Origin of the sequence: Mucilaginibacter sp. JRF, assembly GCF_015223065.1 — a bacterium.
Lineage (GTDB): Bacteria > Bacteroidota > Bacteroidia > Sphingobacteriales > Sphingobacteriaceae > Mucilaginibacter.
Window position 1 is genome coordinate 636,811 of sequence record NZ_JADFBY010000002.1, and the last position, 14,345, is coordinate 651,155.

Consider the following 14,345-nt stretch of genomic DNA (forward strand, 5'->3'; position numbering starts at 1 on the left):
CTAAAATTATTTTGAAGATGAAATACTTACGATCCCGTGCGTTCTTCAACATCACTATCCTTATCACTGTACATAGGCAGCACAAGGGCTTCCTCTTTCAGGTGTTTCAGGCGTTTCTTCATGTAGGTAAAGCCGTTTAAGCGATAGATGTACAGGAAGATGAATGAGGTGGCTATGGCGCCAAAGGTATGCCATAAAAAGTGTGTGCCCATCGGCAGCAAGGCCTCGGTATCGATTATCCTGAAAAACAGCGCGAAGCCAAAACTTACAAAGGCCGCCGCTACTAATGATCCGTTTCGCCAGCGGGTTTTGATGAGCAGCATCAGCAGGGGCACTACTATCATCAATACCATCACTCCATAATTTATGCTGAACATAATGTGCTTATCGTACAGCATGTATAACTGCTTTAAGCCAAGTTCAACCAGGCCAAATGCCGCTACCGCAACCGCTGCCGACTGCCATTTACCCGTAACCTTAATAATAAAGAACATGCTGGCCAGCATACAAAGCAGCGCGATAGGCACCCAATCCAGATACATAAAAAAACGCCATTGCCTAAAGCCGTGGTATACCGTGCTGCCAATGCAGCCGGTAAGCATTAAAAAGGTAGCTAAGCTTAAAAAAGCATGGCGCTTGTTAAAGCCTTTTAATTTAATAAGCCAATATATACCGGGTATCAGGAATAATGCAGATGAAACCATGTTCCACGGCTCAGGGAACAAATTGTGCATATTGGTTTCAGTGTATAAGGCTGAACCATCGGCTGGTAATATCTCTGTTAGCATGTAAGGGCAGTTTTATATTTCAACACTGCATTTTAAAAAATGTTGTGCAAATATCTAATTTATAGCGCTTCGGAATAATGACAATCAAAAAATATTTAAGGTGTTAATTTTGCCGCATGAAGTACATGGACAGGATAGAACAATTAAAGCAGGCCATAGCCCCTTTACGTGCGGAATTGATAGATCATGAGTTGTATAAACAAATGCAAAGTGCTGATGATCTGCGTGTTTTTATGGAGCATCATATTTTTGCCGTGTGGGATTTTATGTCGCTTTTAAAAGCCCTGCAACAAAAACTAACCTGTACCAATGTGCCCTGGGTGCCTGTTGGCAGCGCCAATACCCGCTACTTAATTAACGAAATTGTTACGGGCGAGGAGAGCGATGTTGACCAGCACGGCAACCGTGTAAGCCACTTTGAGCTGTACCTGCAAGCTATGGAGCAGGCCGGTTTTAATGTGCAGCCCATAAACAACCTGCTACAGCAATTGGCCCAAGGCAAAAACGTTACCGGGGCCCTAAATGCCGAAGGTATACCTGCCGCTGCCGCCCAATTTGTAAAGCATACTTTTGAGGTGATAGCCACAGGGCACGAGCATTTAATAGCTGCCGTATTCACCTTTGGGCGTGAGGATTTGATACCGGGTATGTTCATCAGCATGGTGAAGCAGATAAGCAACAGTGCCCCGGGTAAGATAGATACCTTTGTTTATTATTTGGAACGTCATATTGAGGTTGACGGCGACCACCACTCGCACCTGGCGTATGAAATGACAGCTGAACTTTGCGGCGACGACGATGCCAAATGGCAAGCCGCTACCGAAGTAGTTAAGCAGGCCCTGCAAGCACGTATCGATCTGTGGGATGGTATCCTGAGCGAAATAAACGCTTTAAAGCAGGAAGCGTAATTAAATATCTTTTTTGGCGGCTGTGAACAGTGCCTTAAGCTCGGTAGCATCATCGGGGTGCATACGGCCGCCAAGTATCAGCCTTAATTGACGGCGACGTAACGCGCCCGCGTAAAGCTCCAGTTCCTTTTCGGTTTGCGGCTCAATTTCGGGCACGGCTATGGTGCGGCCATTTTCATCAAGCGCTACAAAGGTGTAGTAGGCCTCGTTACATTTAATGTTAGTGCCCGATGGCATGTTTTGCGCCCATACATCCAGCTTAACTTCCATAGAGGTAGTGAACGCGCGGGTAACCTTGGCTTCAATATTGATCACATCGCCCAGCTTAACAGGCTGCTGAAATGACACATTATCAACCGATGCGGTAACCACAATGCGGTTGCAATGCTTTTGCGCCGATATGGCGGCGGCAATATCCATCCAATGCAACAGGCGGCCCCCCATAAGGTTGTGCAGGTAGTTGGTATCATTAGGTAATACCAGCTCGTTCATTATGGTAAGCGAGTCTTGCGGGGTTTTTAAAGTCATATTACAATCGGCGATGTTTGCTGCAAATATAGCAAAATACAAGCCGCTACCGGTTTTGGTTTTTGGCGGTGCTTATTTGCTGCATGCCGGCAAGCTCCTCCCAACGGGCGCCAGGGGCACGGTAGTAAATAAACAGCTGGTATTCATTCCCGGTTTCGTAATGGCTGCCCTCTATCACGGTATCATCAGCCTTTTTGGTGGCGTTGTTCACCCAAAGGTATTCATAATCGTACACGCCTTGTTTTAGCTGTAGCATGGTTACAAACCTGCCGGTAGCCGCATCAAACTTCAGTACGCTGTTGGCATCAGGCTTAAAGTTGTTAAACCTGCCGATAACGTAAGGCGTACCCTCGGCAGCATCCTTGCGGGCATCCAAACTAAAATATACTTTGGCGTAATCAGCATCAATCCGCGGGTCGCTGCCATCCTGATTCAAAATGTACCAATTGCCATTATTATCAAACTGAAACTCATAAGGCTGGCCATTGCGGTTAACATCGGTATTCAATTGAACCGAAAAACCCGTATCCCGGTAAATGCGGTTGATGCCATGTGCACCGGCCTTAAGCGTACGCGTATCAAAATAGCGGAACTCATTACGCCCCGGAAAATCGTTAGCGTTAACATCATTATAAACCAACTGAGTGCCGCGTATGCTCATTGGCTCACGGTTTAAAATGGTGGCGTCGGCACGGTAGTTTTGCATAACAAGCACACGCATATCCGTAGCCGGGTTTTGTATGCGTAGTGTGCCGTAGTCAATTGTAAAATTCAGCTTTTGGTTGGTTTGCCTGTATTGTACATTGTTTGATGGCACCATGGTAGCCGATACCGATACCCGCGAGTTAAGCACATACATTTTACGGGTAAACACCAGCTTTTGCTGATCGCCACCCTCATAAACCTTTAAAATATAGTTGCCCGCGTATTTGGGTATAATGTTGCTGTTAGGGAAGATGATCTCGTAATGCACATATTTTTGATATGTGCCCGATGAATATTTATAGTTGATGATTTGATCCTCGGTAAAGCTTTGCAGGTACTCGGCAGGGGATAGGCGCGATGAATTCCACAGCGCGTCGCAATGCTCAAGGGTATAATAAAAATTGCTGGTTTGGCCTGTAAGGTCATCAAACCCCAGCACCAGCTTATCGCCCGAGTTAAGGTTGATAACAGGCAGAGAACCCGCTTTACCCTGATTATAAAGCTCAATACTTTTTATGTTAGTGCGGTATACGCTATCAGTATATTGCTGAGCATAAGCAGTTAAGTGAAGAATAAAAAGTATTAAAGTATAGATCGTTCTCCTCATAACTGTTTATAATATGGTTAAATCTCCTCCCCTTTAGGGGAGGCCGGGTGGGGCTTTACTCCAACTCCAATATCTGCTCGGCCAAAGCCTCCCATTTATCTTTTACAGCGCCCAGTTCATCCTTTTTCTGCTGGTAGGCGGTGTTGGTTTGCTTTAACCGGTTTTGGTCCGAATAAATTTTATCGTCGGCCAGGTCGCTTTCCAGTTTCTTTACCTCGGCTTCAATATCGGCAATTTGCTTTTCCATTTTGCCAAGCTCCTGGTTAAGCTTTTTAAGCTGCTGGGTTTTATCGTCGCTTTGTTGTTTAACCGGCTCGGGCTTCTTTTCTTCCTTTTTAGGCTGAGGCGTGGGAGTGGCTTTATCAAACTTACGTTTCGAGTTCCATTCCTCGTACTCTGCATAAGTACCGGGGTAGATCTTGATCTTTTGATCTTCAATGTACCAAATCCTGTTAGCCACATTATCCAGAAAATACCTGTCGTGCGATACTACTACCACCGTACCTTCGTACTGCTGTATAGCCTGTATCAGTATGTTTACCGATTGTATGTCAAGGTGGTTGGTAGGCTCATCGAGAACCAAAAAGTTAGCATCGGCGGTAAGGGCCTTGGCCAATGCCACGCGCGATTTTTCACCACCCGAAAGCACCTTGATCTTTTTAAACACATCATCGCCCGTAAACAGGAACGAACCCAATATGGTACGCAGCTCGGTATCGGTATGTTTTGGCGCGAATGATTGCAGTTCGGCCAGTATCTCGTTCTCCAGATGGAGTGATTCCAACTGGTGCTGCGCGAAGAAGGTTGTTGAAACGTTGTGTCCTGTGGTTACCGTACCGGTATAGTCCTTATCGGCATTGGCAATGATACGCAACAGGGTTGATTTACCACGACCGTTAGCACCAATCAGGGCTATCTTATCGCCTTTCTCAATTACCGCCTCGGCACTATCCAGAATATCAATAGCCGGGTATTTCTTGGTAATATCCTCAAGGGTTACCACGTGCCTGCCCGATTGTTTAGAGAACCTGAACGTGAAGTTAACCGTTGGGTTGTCATCATCCACATCATCTACACGCTCCATTTTATCGAGCATTTTGATGCGCGATTGTGCCATTTTAGCTTTGGATGCCTTGGCACGGAAACGCTCAATCAGGCGTTCTTCCTGCTTTATTTTTGATTGCTGGTTTTTAAACTCTCCACGCTGAATTTCCTCACGAAGGGCTTTTTCTTCCAGATAGAAAGAGTAATTACCCGCGTAAACGGTCAGTTTACCCTTGCGCGATTCAACCGTACGATTGATCACCTTATCCAAAAACCATCTATCGTGCGATACGATGATCACCGCACCGTCAAAGTCTTTCAGGTACTGCTCCAACCATTGTATTGATGGTAAGTCCAGGTGGTTGGTAGGCTCATCCAGCAGCAGTATATCAGGTGCCTGTAACAGAATTTTAGCCAGCATAACACGCATACGCCATCCACCCGAAAAGGTGCTTAGCTTGCGGTGTGTATCGGCCTCGCTAAAACCTAAACCCGCCAAAATTTCGTGGGCTTTGTATTCAATATTGTAACCGTCAAGCGCCTCAAATTCGGTTTGCTTGTCGCTTAGCTTGTGTAATAAGTCTTCGCTGTAATCTGTTTCCAGTTTTTTGAGGAGGTTCTCAATTTCGGTATGCAGCTGGTTTTGGCGCTCAAAGGCCTCCATAGCCACGTGCAGTATGTTCTTGTCCGACGCGTAGGATAACAAATCCTGGTTCAAATAACCCAGGGTCAGATCCTTCGCCATTGATATAGTGCCCGATGTAGGTTTGTATTCGCCCACTATCATACGCAGCAGCGTGGTTTTGCCGGTTCCGTTAGCGCCTATCAGGCCTATTTTTTCGCCCGGTTTAATATGCCAGTTAGCCTCGTCATACAATTTCCTTGCACCTATCTCAAACGTCAGATTATTTATTGCGATCATTTGGGCGCAAAGATACGATTTTTGGAGCTTAAAGCTTAAAGTCTATAGCTTAAAGCGGAAAGACCAAAGCAGAAAGCTTTAGTATTTTGTAATTGCCAAAAGAGCTTTCAGCTTTAATCTTTCAGCCTTCTGCTCTATTTTCTGCTTTCAGCTTTGGTCTTTCAGCTTTCTGCTCTATTCGCTTTCGGCTTTAATCTTTCAGCCTTCTGCTCAATTTTCAGCCTTCAGCTTTGGTCTTTAAGCTTTCTGCTCTATTCGCTTTCAGCAATATCACCATAATATATACCTTTGCGGCATGTATAGTTTACTTAAACCATTGCTGTTTCAGTTTGACCCGGAGAAGGTGCATTATTTTGTTACCCGCAACCTGCGCAGGTTCAATAAATTTCCCGGCGGGGCGGCCGTTAGTCGTGCCACGTGGGATTTGAAGGATAGTCGACTGGAAAAGGAAGTATTCGGACTAAAATTTATCAACCCTGTTGGCCTTGCTGCCGGGTTTGATAAAAATGGCGAAGTAATAGCCGAAATGGCCAATCTTGGTTTTGGTTTTGTTGAGGTAGGAACCGTAACGCCGCTACCGCAACCGGGTAACCCCAAGCCGCGCATGTTCCGCCTGCCGCCTGATGAGGCGCTGATCAACCGTATGGGTTTCAATAACCTGGGAGTTGATGTGGTTGCCGCGCGTTTGGCTGCCTACCGTAAAAACCGACCAAAAGGGCAGGAGGGCATTATTATTGGTGGTAACATCGGCAAAAATAAGGTAACACCTAATGAGGATGCCGTAAGCGATTACATAAAATGTTTTGACAGGTTATTTGATGTGGTTGACTACTTTGTGGTGAACGTAAGCTCGCCCAACACACCCGGTCTGCGTGCCTTACAGGAGAAGGAGCCGCTAATGCATATATTGAACACGCTGCAACAGCGCAATAATAAAAACGGCATAAGCAAACCAATCCTCCTTAAAATAGCACCTGATTTAACCGATGATCAACTGAATGATATTGTTGAGATAGTTACCGAAACTAAAATAGCGGGTGTTATAGCTACCAATACTACTATCAGTCGTGAAGGGTTAACCGGCACGCATAAAGCCGAAACCGGCGGATTAAGCGGCAAGCCATTAACGCAGCGTTCAACCGAGGTTATTGCTTATCTGCATAAAAAATCAAATGGCGCTTTCCCTATCATTGGGGTGGGGGGCATACATTCGGCTGAAGATGCCGTGGAGAAATTGAATGCCGGGGCATCATTGGTGCAACTTTATACCGGCTTTATTTACGAGGGGCCATCGCTTATAAAGCGTATCAACAAAAAAATCCTGTCGGTATAACCAACAGGATTTTTTTATTTTAAATAAGATCTTTTAAACTTATTTGGTCAAAGAAGCTAAAACTTCGTTGTTTTTAGCTAACTGATCTTTAGTTGATTGAGCTGAACGGCTGCCTGGTTGCAGGTTAGTAGCCAGTTTCAGGAATTGAACTTCCAAACGTGAGAAAGTTTTATTTCTTCTATCTTTTCTTTTTAAACGAGTAACGCCCATGATACTTAATTTTTTAATACTTTAATAATCCTGTGAGGTCGGGAGCGGATTCGAACCGCTGTACGAGGTTTTGCAGACCTCTGCCTAGCCACTCGGCCACCCGACCATTTTTTAAGGAACGCAAAAGTAGCAAATATTTTTGTTGACTACCAACTTTATTTCAATGTATTTCTTTTTATTTCTGAACAAAATATGGCGGTAGCTATGCCAACGTTCAGTGATTCAGCCTGGCCTGCCCTTGGTATGGTGATGGCTTTTTGTATCAGCTTCTCAACAGCCGGCCTTATACCGTTGCCCTCATTGCCCATAACAATGAGGCCTTCGCCGCCAAATTGAGTTTCGTAAATGTTTTTTCCGTTAAACAGGGCGCCAAATACGGGCAGTTGCGTGCGCTTTAAAAACTGTTCAATATCAACATAATGCAGCCTGGTGCGCGATAGTGAACCCATGCTGGCCTGTACCACCTTGGGGTTATAGGCATCAACCGTATCGGCCGAGCAAATAATATCGGTAATGCCAAACCAATCCGCCGTGCGAATGATAGTGCCCAAATTGCCGGGATCTTGTATGCCATCTAAAACAATTGAAAACTTTTTGCTTAACGTATCGTTACTAAGTGCGGGCCAATCGGGTATCTTTATCAGCGCGACAACATCCTGTGGTGTTTTTAACGCGCTGATCTTTTCCAGATCGTTCAATGATATTTGCTGGCTGTTTATTTTTTGCGATAAATTCAGCAATTTTGGGTCGGATGTATACGTTTGGAAAACGGTATCAACCTGGTATGCCGAATTGGCAAACTCATTAACCGATTTGTGGCCCTCAACAAGGAACAGGCCATGCTCGGTACGAAACTTTTTATGTTGTAAGGATTTTAATAAATTGATCTGAGATTTTGAAAGCATACACTTATCCTGCTAAATATCGCCTTACAATATTAACTATTCTTTTGCTCATAATATCCTCGGGCTGTAGTTTAACCCGCAAACTTAAGGACGACCAGGCACTTGTGCGCAAGGTTACCATTAAGGGTATTGATGATGATTATAAGGATCTCGCGTTAAATTATGTTGATAAAGAGCAGCAGCCCAACAACTGGCTTAACCTGCAATTTTATTACCTGTTCAGTAAAAACGGTAAAAAAAATATTGGTGAGGCTCCTTCTATTTTAGATAGTAGCCTGGTTGAGTATTCGCGTTTGCAGATCGAAAAATTCCTGCAAAATAAGGGCTACCTGAAAGCTAAGGTTAAGGATAGCATCTACATAAAAAAGAAAAAGGCCGAGCTGATATTCACTGCCGAAGAAGGCCCGATGTTTAAGGTGCGTAACTTTACCGATAGCATTGCCGATGGTCGCGTACGCTCGTTGTACGAAGGTTACAAAGGCAAAGCCCACGTTAAGCCGGGCAGCCGGTTTGACAGGGATAGCCTGGCTTCTGATCGTGATGAGATATACACGGTGATGAAACGTAATGGCTATTTTGATTTTTATCGCCAATACATCAGCTACGATTACGATTCGACCTATAACAGCAGCGTGGTCGATCTGAAAGTGGTAATCGATAATCCTCCGGGCAAAAAAGATCACCCGATATATAAGATCAACAACACGCTGATTACCATTGCGCGCAGTACAGGCCGCTCTACAGGGCAGGCCGATACCTTGCAGGTTGATTCGCAGTTCAGGTTTGTTGATTACTCGGGCCGGTTTAAGTCACGCACAGTAACCGATTATATCTTCCAGAAAAAAGGAGAGCTTTATAATATTGATAGGCAGCAGCTCACCACTGCCCGCCTTTCGGAGTTGAACGTTTTTCGTAACGTGCCCAACCCAACTTATACTAAACTGGCCGATAGCAGTAACAGGCTCGATACCCGTATCGACATCATTCCGCTGAAAAGGATGAATGACCGTATTGAGGGGGAGTTTCTGTTTAGCAGTGGCCGGTATGGTTACAACATTGGTAACACGTTTACCAACCGTAACATGTTTAAGCAGGCTGCAACATTACAGCTTAAAATAAACTGGAGCGTATTGTTTGATAACGGCAGCAACTCAGCATCGCGCGGAAGCATAGAAAATCAGGATTTTAAGGTAGGTTTAAGCCTGAGCTATCCTCGATTGATATTGCCGTTTAAAGCGCCCATATTGGGTAAATACGGGGTGCCGCATACTACTTTTGCCAGTAACTACCAGTTGTTTTATCAAAAAGGATTGGTTAAGCGGCAAAGCTTTGTAAACTCCATTACGTACGACTTTTTTGAAACTCCCGATAAACGCCACACGGTTACGCCGTTGTTCGTTGAGTTTTCGCGCGGTACTATCGACCCGAACGCTTACCGGTTATTGCTGAGCCAAAACAGGTTCTCGTACATATACCTTATCGGGCGTACTATATTAACATCGGGTAGCCAGTATACTTATCAGCTTAATGCCAATAAACTGAACTGGCTAACCAACTTTATGTATTTTAGGGGGAGCATTGATATTGGCGGCAACGCGTTCAGTTTGTTAAGCCATGTGTTTAACACCAAGCCCGATAGTACCGGCAAGCGCACCTTGTTTGGTTACAACTACGCCCAGTACGCTAAAACTGAAATAGATCTTCGCTTTTACCGCACCTTCTCGCACGAGCGCCAGTTCATCTTCCGTATAAACCCGGGTGTTGGTATACCTTATGGCAATAGTGACGACTTGATATTCGAGAAGAACTTTTATGCTGGTGGCGCTAATGATATAAGGGCATGGTTGCCGCGTACGCTTGGCCCCGGTCAGTTTAACCGTGCCAGCTATGGCACAAGCAGTTTGGCCGATACCCTGCGTAGCCAGTTAAGGTACATTGATCAGGTAGGCGAAGTTAAACTGGTAGGTAATGCCGAGTATCGTTACTTGCTGGCCAATAACTTCTTTGGCTCAAAATTGAAGGGTGCCTTTTTTATGGACTTTGGTAACGTATGGCGCCTTAAAAATGAGGAGGATAACCCGAAGGGACAGTTTAGGCTGGGTAACCTGTGGAACTCAACCGCTATTGGTATTGGTACCGGCCTGCGTTTTGATCTGCAATTCTTTGTGTTCCGTTTTGATATCGGCTTGAAATTTAAAGACCCACAATTCAATGGCTCCGACCAATGGGTGCTCATCAAACATGGCGATGAAATATTCCGCACCGGCGACTTTAAGCGTGCCTATCGCGAAGCCAACAAAACCGGTGTTGATACCGATGGTAATATATTGGGCGAGGGTTACAGCTTTATGCAGCTTAACTTTGGCGTGGGCTTACCTTTCTAAAAAAGGGTATTAAAACATACCTTTCAGGCCATCAACAATACTCTCGAAAAAGCGGCTTACGCTTAACCCATTGTGGTGGTTAAAGTAGAAGAAGATAATGAATATAATTACCGCGATGATGATAAAACGCTTAAACATATAAGCAAGCAATATCAGCGCGCAGGGTATAGCCAGCAATAAAACCCAGCTGATATGCCACGGAGCTAACTTGCTGCCGTTTTTATACACATAATATAATATGGAATGCGTGCCGTTATCATTTACATGCTTGGCGTACAAAAAGGTCGATTTTTCTATTTTATGCCTGTAAAATGCCGTCCCCTTATCAAACTGCAATGTTTCGTTAAAGCCATTCATCGAGAAATTGAAGGTGCCATTAACATCCTCGCGCACTTTGCCTAAAGTATCGGTTGCCTGTATGGCTACCTCATCCTGCGCGAAGGGGTTTTCAACCACGGCGAAATGATCGATAGATACCGTATCGGCAAAAGCGGGTGCAAAAAACAGCAGGGTTAGGCAAACAAGTAAAAGTTTTTTCATGAAAGGGGGCCGGTTGATTTCGGCAAATAAAAATAGCGTTTTGTGCTATTTGTTGAGCAAATAAACGCTAAAATTTAATATCGATGCAAAACTTACCCAAAGCAGGTAGGGCACCATTAACCAGGATGCTGCCTTATTGAACCTTGAAAAATTAGCGATACAGCTAATTATACTGATCAGTAACAGTACTATAATTACAAAGGCGGCCAGCATCTGGTGCATACCAAAAAACACCATCGACCACGAAAAATTCAACACCAGCTGTGCGATGTATATATTGCGTGTAGTAGCATACAGCTTGCTGCCATCGCGCCGTTGCCATACCAGGTAAGCGGCAATACCTATAATAATGTACAGGCTGGTCCACACCGGGGCAAACAGCCAGTTAGGCGGACTAAACGATGGCTTTTGCAAGCCCGCGTACCAACCTGGTATTTCGGGCCGGGTAAAATAAGAGGCCGTGAAGCCGATAGCCAAAGTAATTAATATGCTGATTATGAGTGCGCCTAAATGCGGGCTGCGATGTGGTTGTGCTACAGTATTCATGATACAGCTAAGCAACAATTGCAACTGATGATAAGTTTGCGCTATTATTGTACTTTAGCGGCAACCTTACTGATAATGATAAAAGCTATAAAATTATATACCGGCCCTGATGGCCATTCACACTTTATAACAGGCACTTTAGTTGAGAATGAATTACATAAGGCAAACAGTATACGCTTTCGCGAATCGCCGGCAGGTTCATCATACGATTGGCATAATGCCCCAACCGAACAATACGTAATAAGCCTTACCGGTACATTGGAGTTTGAAACCCGCCTGGGCGAAAAGTTCATCCTTAAACCCGGCGAGGTACTCATAGCGCTTGATACCACAGGCTCGGCACACCGCTGGCAAATGATCGATGATCAGCCCTGGAAACGCGCCTATGTAGCCTTTGATAAAAATGATGAGATAAACTTTATACCCGACGAAGCTTAACATCCTCCTTCGGCAAATAAAAAAAATCAGCTTATGAAGATATTTAACATAGTTTTCATCGTACTATTCGTTATATCGGCAGGCTTGCAGTATAACGATCCTGACCCATACCTGTGGGTGCCCCTTTACCTTTACGCCGCTTTATTATGCTTTTGGGCTGTAAAAGGTAAGTATTACCCGGTAACTTATTACATAGGCCTGGTGGGTTATTTAGCTTACGCGATATATAAGATATTTGACAGCAATGGCGTAATTGATTGGGTAACCCAGCACGATGAGGAAAGCCTGGTACAAACCATGAAAGCCACCAAGCCCTGGATAGAAGAAGCCCGTGAATTTTTTGGCCTGCTTATCTGCTGGATTGTGCTGCTCATCAACTTTATATATTACCGCTTTAGTCAGGGTAAGCTGCCTAAAAACAAATACAAATTTTAAAAGTAGCTGATGCCTTGCAGGCTGTTGGGCGCGTATTGAAACGGTATAAAAACCTCATCGGCAAAAGTGCAGTTAACCAGCATGGTGTTAAAATCAATTTCGCCAAATATGTTGGCAATGGCGGCGTCGGCAGCGTCGCGGCCGGTGGCTATTTTAACCAAACCATTTAGTGGCACCAGTTTGGTGGCATCAAACAATACCCATTGGCCGCCCAGGTAAGCCTCAAAACAGGCATGAAAATCGGCCGGTTGCAGTTTGTAGGCATAGCCCGTAAAGTAACGCGCGGGTATAGTTAAGGCGCGGCAAAGGGCAATGCCCAGATGCGCGAAATCACGGCACACACCCGATTGCTCTGTAACGGTATCAAAAGCCGAGGTTTCTGAATTGGTTGAGCCACTCAGGTACTGTACATTGGCATGTATCCACTCCACCATGTTAAGCACCGTAACAAACGGATTGCTGATCTCCCCAAACATATTATGCGCCAGCCTGAATAACTTGTCCGACTGGCAATACCTGCTTGGGTGCAAATACGGTAACACCTCGGCAGGCAGCGCATGTACCGGTGTTTCCACAAGGCCATCCATATCTACCATTTTCCAGGCGTTAAATACAGTGGCGTGGTAGCTTATGGCAATATTGCCGGGTTCTTCAACATTTAAGCGTATTAAATGATTTTCGCCGTTAACATTAAGCAGTTGTTCGGCTGGTATGTAAGGCTGTATGTTTAAATGCTCTTGCAATACTGCCTGGCCGGCATTATTATGCAAAGCGTGGATGTTTAGTATGAGTGTACCGGCGGTATTTGCCGTATAGGTCATGTCAGCCTGTACATTAAACTTCATATAGTGTGGTTAACTTTCGTTTTCATTTGTGTCCTGTAATTTATCAAAGGCAACTTCCATCCAGTCTTCTGATACGTTGAGCAAGGCATTCTTCAATTCATCATCCCATTGCGAGGATATAGCTGCAAGATCGCGCGACTCGTACCGCTGCTCAATAACCTCGTACGAATCCTTTTTGTACAATATCACATCAATCGGGTAATCAACATTATTTGAGCTTACCCGGGTCGAATCAAAAGAGAGGAAACCAGCCTTTAATGCCAGCCTCATGCTCGAGTTTTCGCTTAGCACACGGTTCAGTATGGCTTTGCCGTGGCCGGAGTTACCTATAACCACATACGGTGCGCCCTGCCCAAGCTCCACCCAGTTACCTTCGGGATAGAGCAGATACAGTTTATGCTCGGCATCATCCTTTAGCTGGCCACCTATAATGGTGTGCAGATCAAACTTTAGTCCGGCCTTTTCAAGGGCGGCGCCATCCTCAAGGGCGGCGCGTTTTACCTGCTCGCCAAAGGCGTTAACGGCCTTGTATACCTTGTTGTATTCCTGTGTTTCAAGTAATTCGGTAAAATACTCCATCGCCTTATCACGTACCGAGCGTAACCCGCTGGTCATGATAAAAAGCGAAAAATTATCTTTTTGTTGTATGCTAACCTTCTTTTTGTTGGTGGTTTCGGTGCCCGATGTTATGCGGGTATCGGCAATGGCCACCAAGCCTTCCTTCACTTTTATACCTAAGCAATAAGTCATGATAAAATACTATGTGGTGTACAACGGCAAAGTAAGCAATTAAGCAATACAAAAGGTAACGTAATGCAGGCTTTGTAACATTTAAAAGGGTGTGCTATCTAACATAAACTGATTTTACCGGTAATGGTAATGGAGGGAATACCCGGCTACATAAAAAAGTAAGCCGGGTCAGGCGGGACCCGGCTCGGTTATTTGTGCTTTTATGAAAACAGAAAAAACACATACAAATATACACAACAGCTCTTTTTTCGCCCAAATGAATTTATATTTTTACATATGAAGCATATTCTGATACTTTTATTAGATGTTGTGTTGGCTGTTCTGCTTTTCTCGTGGGCTGCGGCCAACATATCAAAACCCAGCAATTTGTATGTAGGCATAGGCATATTCCAAGCCGTATTGGGCCTGGTGTTCGTGTTTTACATCATTCGCTATATTTATCGCAAATTAACTTAAC

Annotated in this window: 16 protein-coding genes and 1 tRNA gene; 6 read left to right on the forward strand and 11 right to left on the reverse strand. The window is 44.7% G+C overall.

Translation table 11 applies throughout. The features are described from left to right. Nucleotides 1-26: 26 nt before the first annotated feature. Nucleotides 27-788, reverse strand: coding sequence for a hypothetical protein (locus IM792_RS08255; RefSeq protein ID WP_194101351.1), 762 nt, complete (start codon nucleotides 786-788; stop codon nucleotides 27-29). Nucleotides 789-904: 116 nt separating this feature from the next. On the opposite strand from IM792_RS08255, the gene IM792_RS08260 reads away from it, so the two are divergent. Continuing rightward, nucleotides 905-1,696 (forward strand): DUF3050 domain-containing protein, encoded by a 792-nt coding sequence (locus tag IM792_RS08260; protein WP_347343804.1) that lies wholly within the window; start codon nucleotides 905-907, stop codon nucleotides 1,694-1,696. Here the strand turns inward: IM792_RS08260 and IM792_RS08265 are convergent, their stop codons facing one another. Genes IM792_RS08265 through IM792_RS08275 form a run of 3 tightly spaced genes read right to left on the reverse strand, consistent with a single transcriptional unit; the run spans nucleotide 1,697 to nucleotide 5,502 of the window. After that, nucleotides 1,697-2,224: an acyl-CoA thioesterase gene (locus tag IM792_RS08265; RefSeq protein ID WP_194101352.1), complete on the reverse strand. Its 528-nt coding sequence runs from the start codon at nucleotides 2,222-2,224 to the stop codon at nucleotides 1,697-1,699. A gap of 46 nt (nucleotides 2,225-2,270) precedes the next feature. Then, nucleotides 2,271-3,536, reverse strand: coding sequence for a DUF5103 domain-containing protein (locus IM792_RS08270; protein WP_194101353.1), 1,266 nt, complete (start codon nucleotides 3,534-3,536; stop codon nucleotides 2,271-2,273). A 55-nt stretch (nucleotides 3,537-3,591) separates the two neighbouring features. Next, nucleotides 3,592-5,502, reverse strand: a complete 1,911-nt coding sequence (locus IM792_RS08275) for an ABC-F family ATP-binding cassette domain-containing protein (protein WP_194101354.1) — start codon at nucleotides 5,500-5,502, stop codon at nucleotides 3,592-3,594. Nucleotides 5,503-5,797: 295 nt separating this feature from the next. Between IM792_RS08275 and IM792_RS08280 the strand changes: the two genes are divergently transcribed. Next, nucleotides 5,798-6,835, forward strand: a complete 1,038-nt coding sequence (locus IM792_RS08280) for a quinone-dependent dihydroorotate dehydrogenase (RefSeq protein WP_194101355.1) — start codon at nucleotides 5,798-5,800, stop codon at nucleotides 6,833-6,835. Between the two features lie 39 nt (nucleotides 6,836-6,874). Here the strand turns inward: IM792_RS08280 and IM792_RS08285 are convergent, their stop codons facing one another. From IM792_RS08285 to IM792_RS08295, 3 genes are all read right to left on the reverse strand, one after another. Further along, nucleotides 6,875-7,045: a spore protein gene (locus IM792_RS08285; protein ID WP_194101356.1), complete on the reverse strand. Its 171-nt coding sequence runs from the start codon at nucleotides 7,043-7,045 to the stop codon at nucleotides 6,875-6,877. Between the two features lie 35 nt (nucleotides 7,046-7,080). Continuing rightward, a tRNA-Cys gene (locus tag IM792_RS08290) sits at nucleotides 7,081-7,151 on the reverse strand. Nucleotides 7,152-7,200: 49 nt separating this feature from the next. Further along, a complete protein-coding gene (locus IM792_RS08295; protein ID WP_194101357.1) occupies nucleotides 7,201-7,950 on the reverse strand; it encodes an RNA methyltransferase in 750 nt (249 codons plus the stop codon). A gap of 44 nt (nucleotides 7,951-7,994) precedes the next feature. Between IM792_RS08295 and IM792_RS08300 the strand changes: the two genes are divergently transcribed. After that, on the forward strand, nucleotides 7,995-10,334 hold the full coding sequence (locus IM792_RS08300) for a BamA/TamA family outer membrane protein (RefSeq protein WP_194101358.1): 2,340 nt from the start codon (nucleotides 7,995-7,997) through the stop codon (nucleotides 10,332-10,334). A 9-nt stretch (nucleotides 10,335-10,343) separates the two neighbouring features. Here the strand turns inward: IM792_RS08300 and IM792_RS08305 are convergent, their stop codons facing one another. Together IM792_RS08305 and IM792_RS08310 are read right to left on the reverse strand one after the other, a co-directional pair. After that, nucleotides 10,344-10,874, reverse strand: a complete 531-nt coding sequence (locus tag IM792_RS08305; protein WP_194101359.1) for a hypothetical protein — start codon at nucleotides 10,872-10,874, stop codon at nucleotides 10,344-10,346. Between the two features lie 45 nt (nucleotides 10,875-10,919). Further along, nucleotides 10,920-11,420: a TspO/MBR family protein gene (locus IM792_RS08310; protein WP_194101360.1), complete on the reverse strand. Its 501-nt coding sequence runs from the start codon at nucleotides 11,418-11,420 to the stop codon at nucleotides 10,920-10,922. Nucleotides 11,421-11,495: 75 nt separating this feature from the next. Between IM792_RS08310 and IM792_RS08315 the strand changes: the two genes are divergently transcribed. Next, nucleotides 11,496-11,858: a hypothetical protein gene (locus tag IM792_RS08315; protein ID WP_194101361.1), complete on the forward strand. Its 363-nt coding sequence runs from the start codon at nucleotides 11,496-11,498 to the stop codon at nucleotides 11,856-11,858. A gap of 33 nt (nucleotides 11,859-11,891) precedes the next feature. After that, nucleotides 11,892-12,293, forward strand: coding sequence for a transmembrane 220 family protein (locus tag IM792_RS08320; RefSeq protein WP_194101362.1), 402 nt, complete (start codon nucleotides 11,892-11,894; stop codon nucleotides 12,291-12,293). Here the strand turns inward: IM792_RS08320 and IM792_RS08325 are convergent. Both IM792_RS08325 and IM792_RS08330 read right to left on the reverse strand, forming a co-directional pair. Then, entirely contained in the window at nucleotides 12,290-13,138 is an 849-nt protein-coding gene (locus tag IM792_RS08325; protein ID WP_194101363.1) for a transglutaminase family protein, read from the reverse strand. The two genes, IM792_RS08320 and IM792_RS08325, sit on opposite strands and share 4 nt — an antisense overlap. 9 nt (nucleotides 13,139-13,147) lie before the next feature. Then, nucleotides 13,148-13,888, reverse strand: coding sequence for a peptidase (locus tag IM792_RS08330; protein WP_194101364.1), 741 nt, complete (start codon nucleotides 13,886-13,888; stop codon nucleotides 13,148-13,150). 276 nt (nucleotides 13,889-14,164) lie between these two features. Between IM792_RS08330 and IM792_RS08335 the strand changes: the two genes are divergently transcribed. Continuing rightward, the gene (locus IM792_RS08335) at nucleotides 14,165-14,344 is read left to right on the forward strand and encodes a hypothetical protein (RefSeq protein WP_194101365.1); all 180 of its coding nucleotides are present in this window, start codon (nucleotides 14,165-14,167) and stop codon (nucleotides 14,342-14,344) included. The last annotated feature ends 1 nt before the right edge of the window (nucleotide 14,345 follow it).

What these genes read in the sequence shown, in the direction of transcription:
- IM792_RS08270 (WP_194101353.1), bottom strand. Translation starts at nt 3,536, where the DNA reads ATGAGGAGAACGATCTATACTTTAATACTTTTTATTCTTCACTTAACT.
- IM792_RS08265 (WP_194101352.1), bottom strand. Translation starts at nt 2,224, where the DNA reads ATGACTTTAAAAACCCCGCAAGACTCGCTTACCATAATGAACGAGCTG.
- IM792_RS08330 (WP_194101364.1), bottom strand. Translation starts at nt 13,888, where the DNA reads ATGACTTATTGCTTAGGTATAAAAGTGAAGGAAGGCTTGGTGGCCATT.
- IM792_RS08335 (WP_194101365.1), top strand. Translation starts at nt 14,165, where the DNA reads ATGAAGCATATTCTGATACTTTTATTAGATGTTGTGTTGGCTGTTCTG.
- IM792_RS08310 (WP_194101360.1), bottom strand. Translation starts at nt 11,420, where the DNA reads ATGAATACTGTAGCACAACCACATCGCAGCCCGCATTTAGGCGCACTC.
- IM792_RS08295 (WP_194101357.1), bottom strand. Translation starts at nt 7,950, where the DNA reads ATGCTTTCAAAATCTCAGATCAATTTATTAAAATCCTTACAACATAAA.
- IM792_RS08275 (WP_194101354.1), bottom strand. Translation starts at nt 5,502, where the DNA reads ATGATCGCAATAAATAATCTGACGTTTGAGATAGGTGCAAGGAAATTG.
- IM792_RS08260 (WP_347343804.1), top strand. Translation starts at nt 905, where the DNA reads ATGAAGTACATGGACAGGATAGAACAATTAAAGCAGGCCATAGCCCCT.
- IM792_RS08315 (WP_194101361.1), top strand. Translation starts at nt 11,496, where the DNA reads ATGATAAAAGCTATAAAATTATATACCGGCCCTGATGGCCATTCACAC.
- IM792_RS08320 (WP_194101362.1), top strand. Translation starts at nt 11,892, where the DNA reads ATGAAGATATTTAACATAGTTTTCATCGTACTATTCGTTATATCGGCA.
- IM792_RS08280 (WP_194101355.1), top strand. Translation starts at nt 5,798, where the DNA reads ATGTATAGTTTACTTAAACCATTGCTGTTTCAGTTTGACCCGGAGAAG.
- IM792_RS08305 (WP_194101359.1), bottom strand. Translation starts at nt 10,874, where the DNA reads ATGAAAAAACTTTTACTTGTTTGCCTAACCCTGCTGTTTTTTGCACCC.
- IM792_RS08285 (WP_194101356.1), bottom strand. Translation starts at nt 7,045, where the DNA reads ATGGGCGTTACTCGTTTAAAAAGAAAAGATAGAAGAAATAAAACTTTC.
- IM792_RS08255 (WP_194101351.1), bottom strand. Translation starts at nt 788, where the DNA reads ATGCTAACAGAGATATTACCAGCCGATGGTTCAGCCTTATACACTGAA.
- IM792_RS08325 (WP_194101363.1), bottom strand. Translation starts at nt 13,138, where the DNA reads ATGAAGTTTAATGTACAGGCTGACATGACCTATACGGCAAATACCGCC.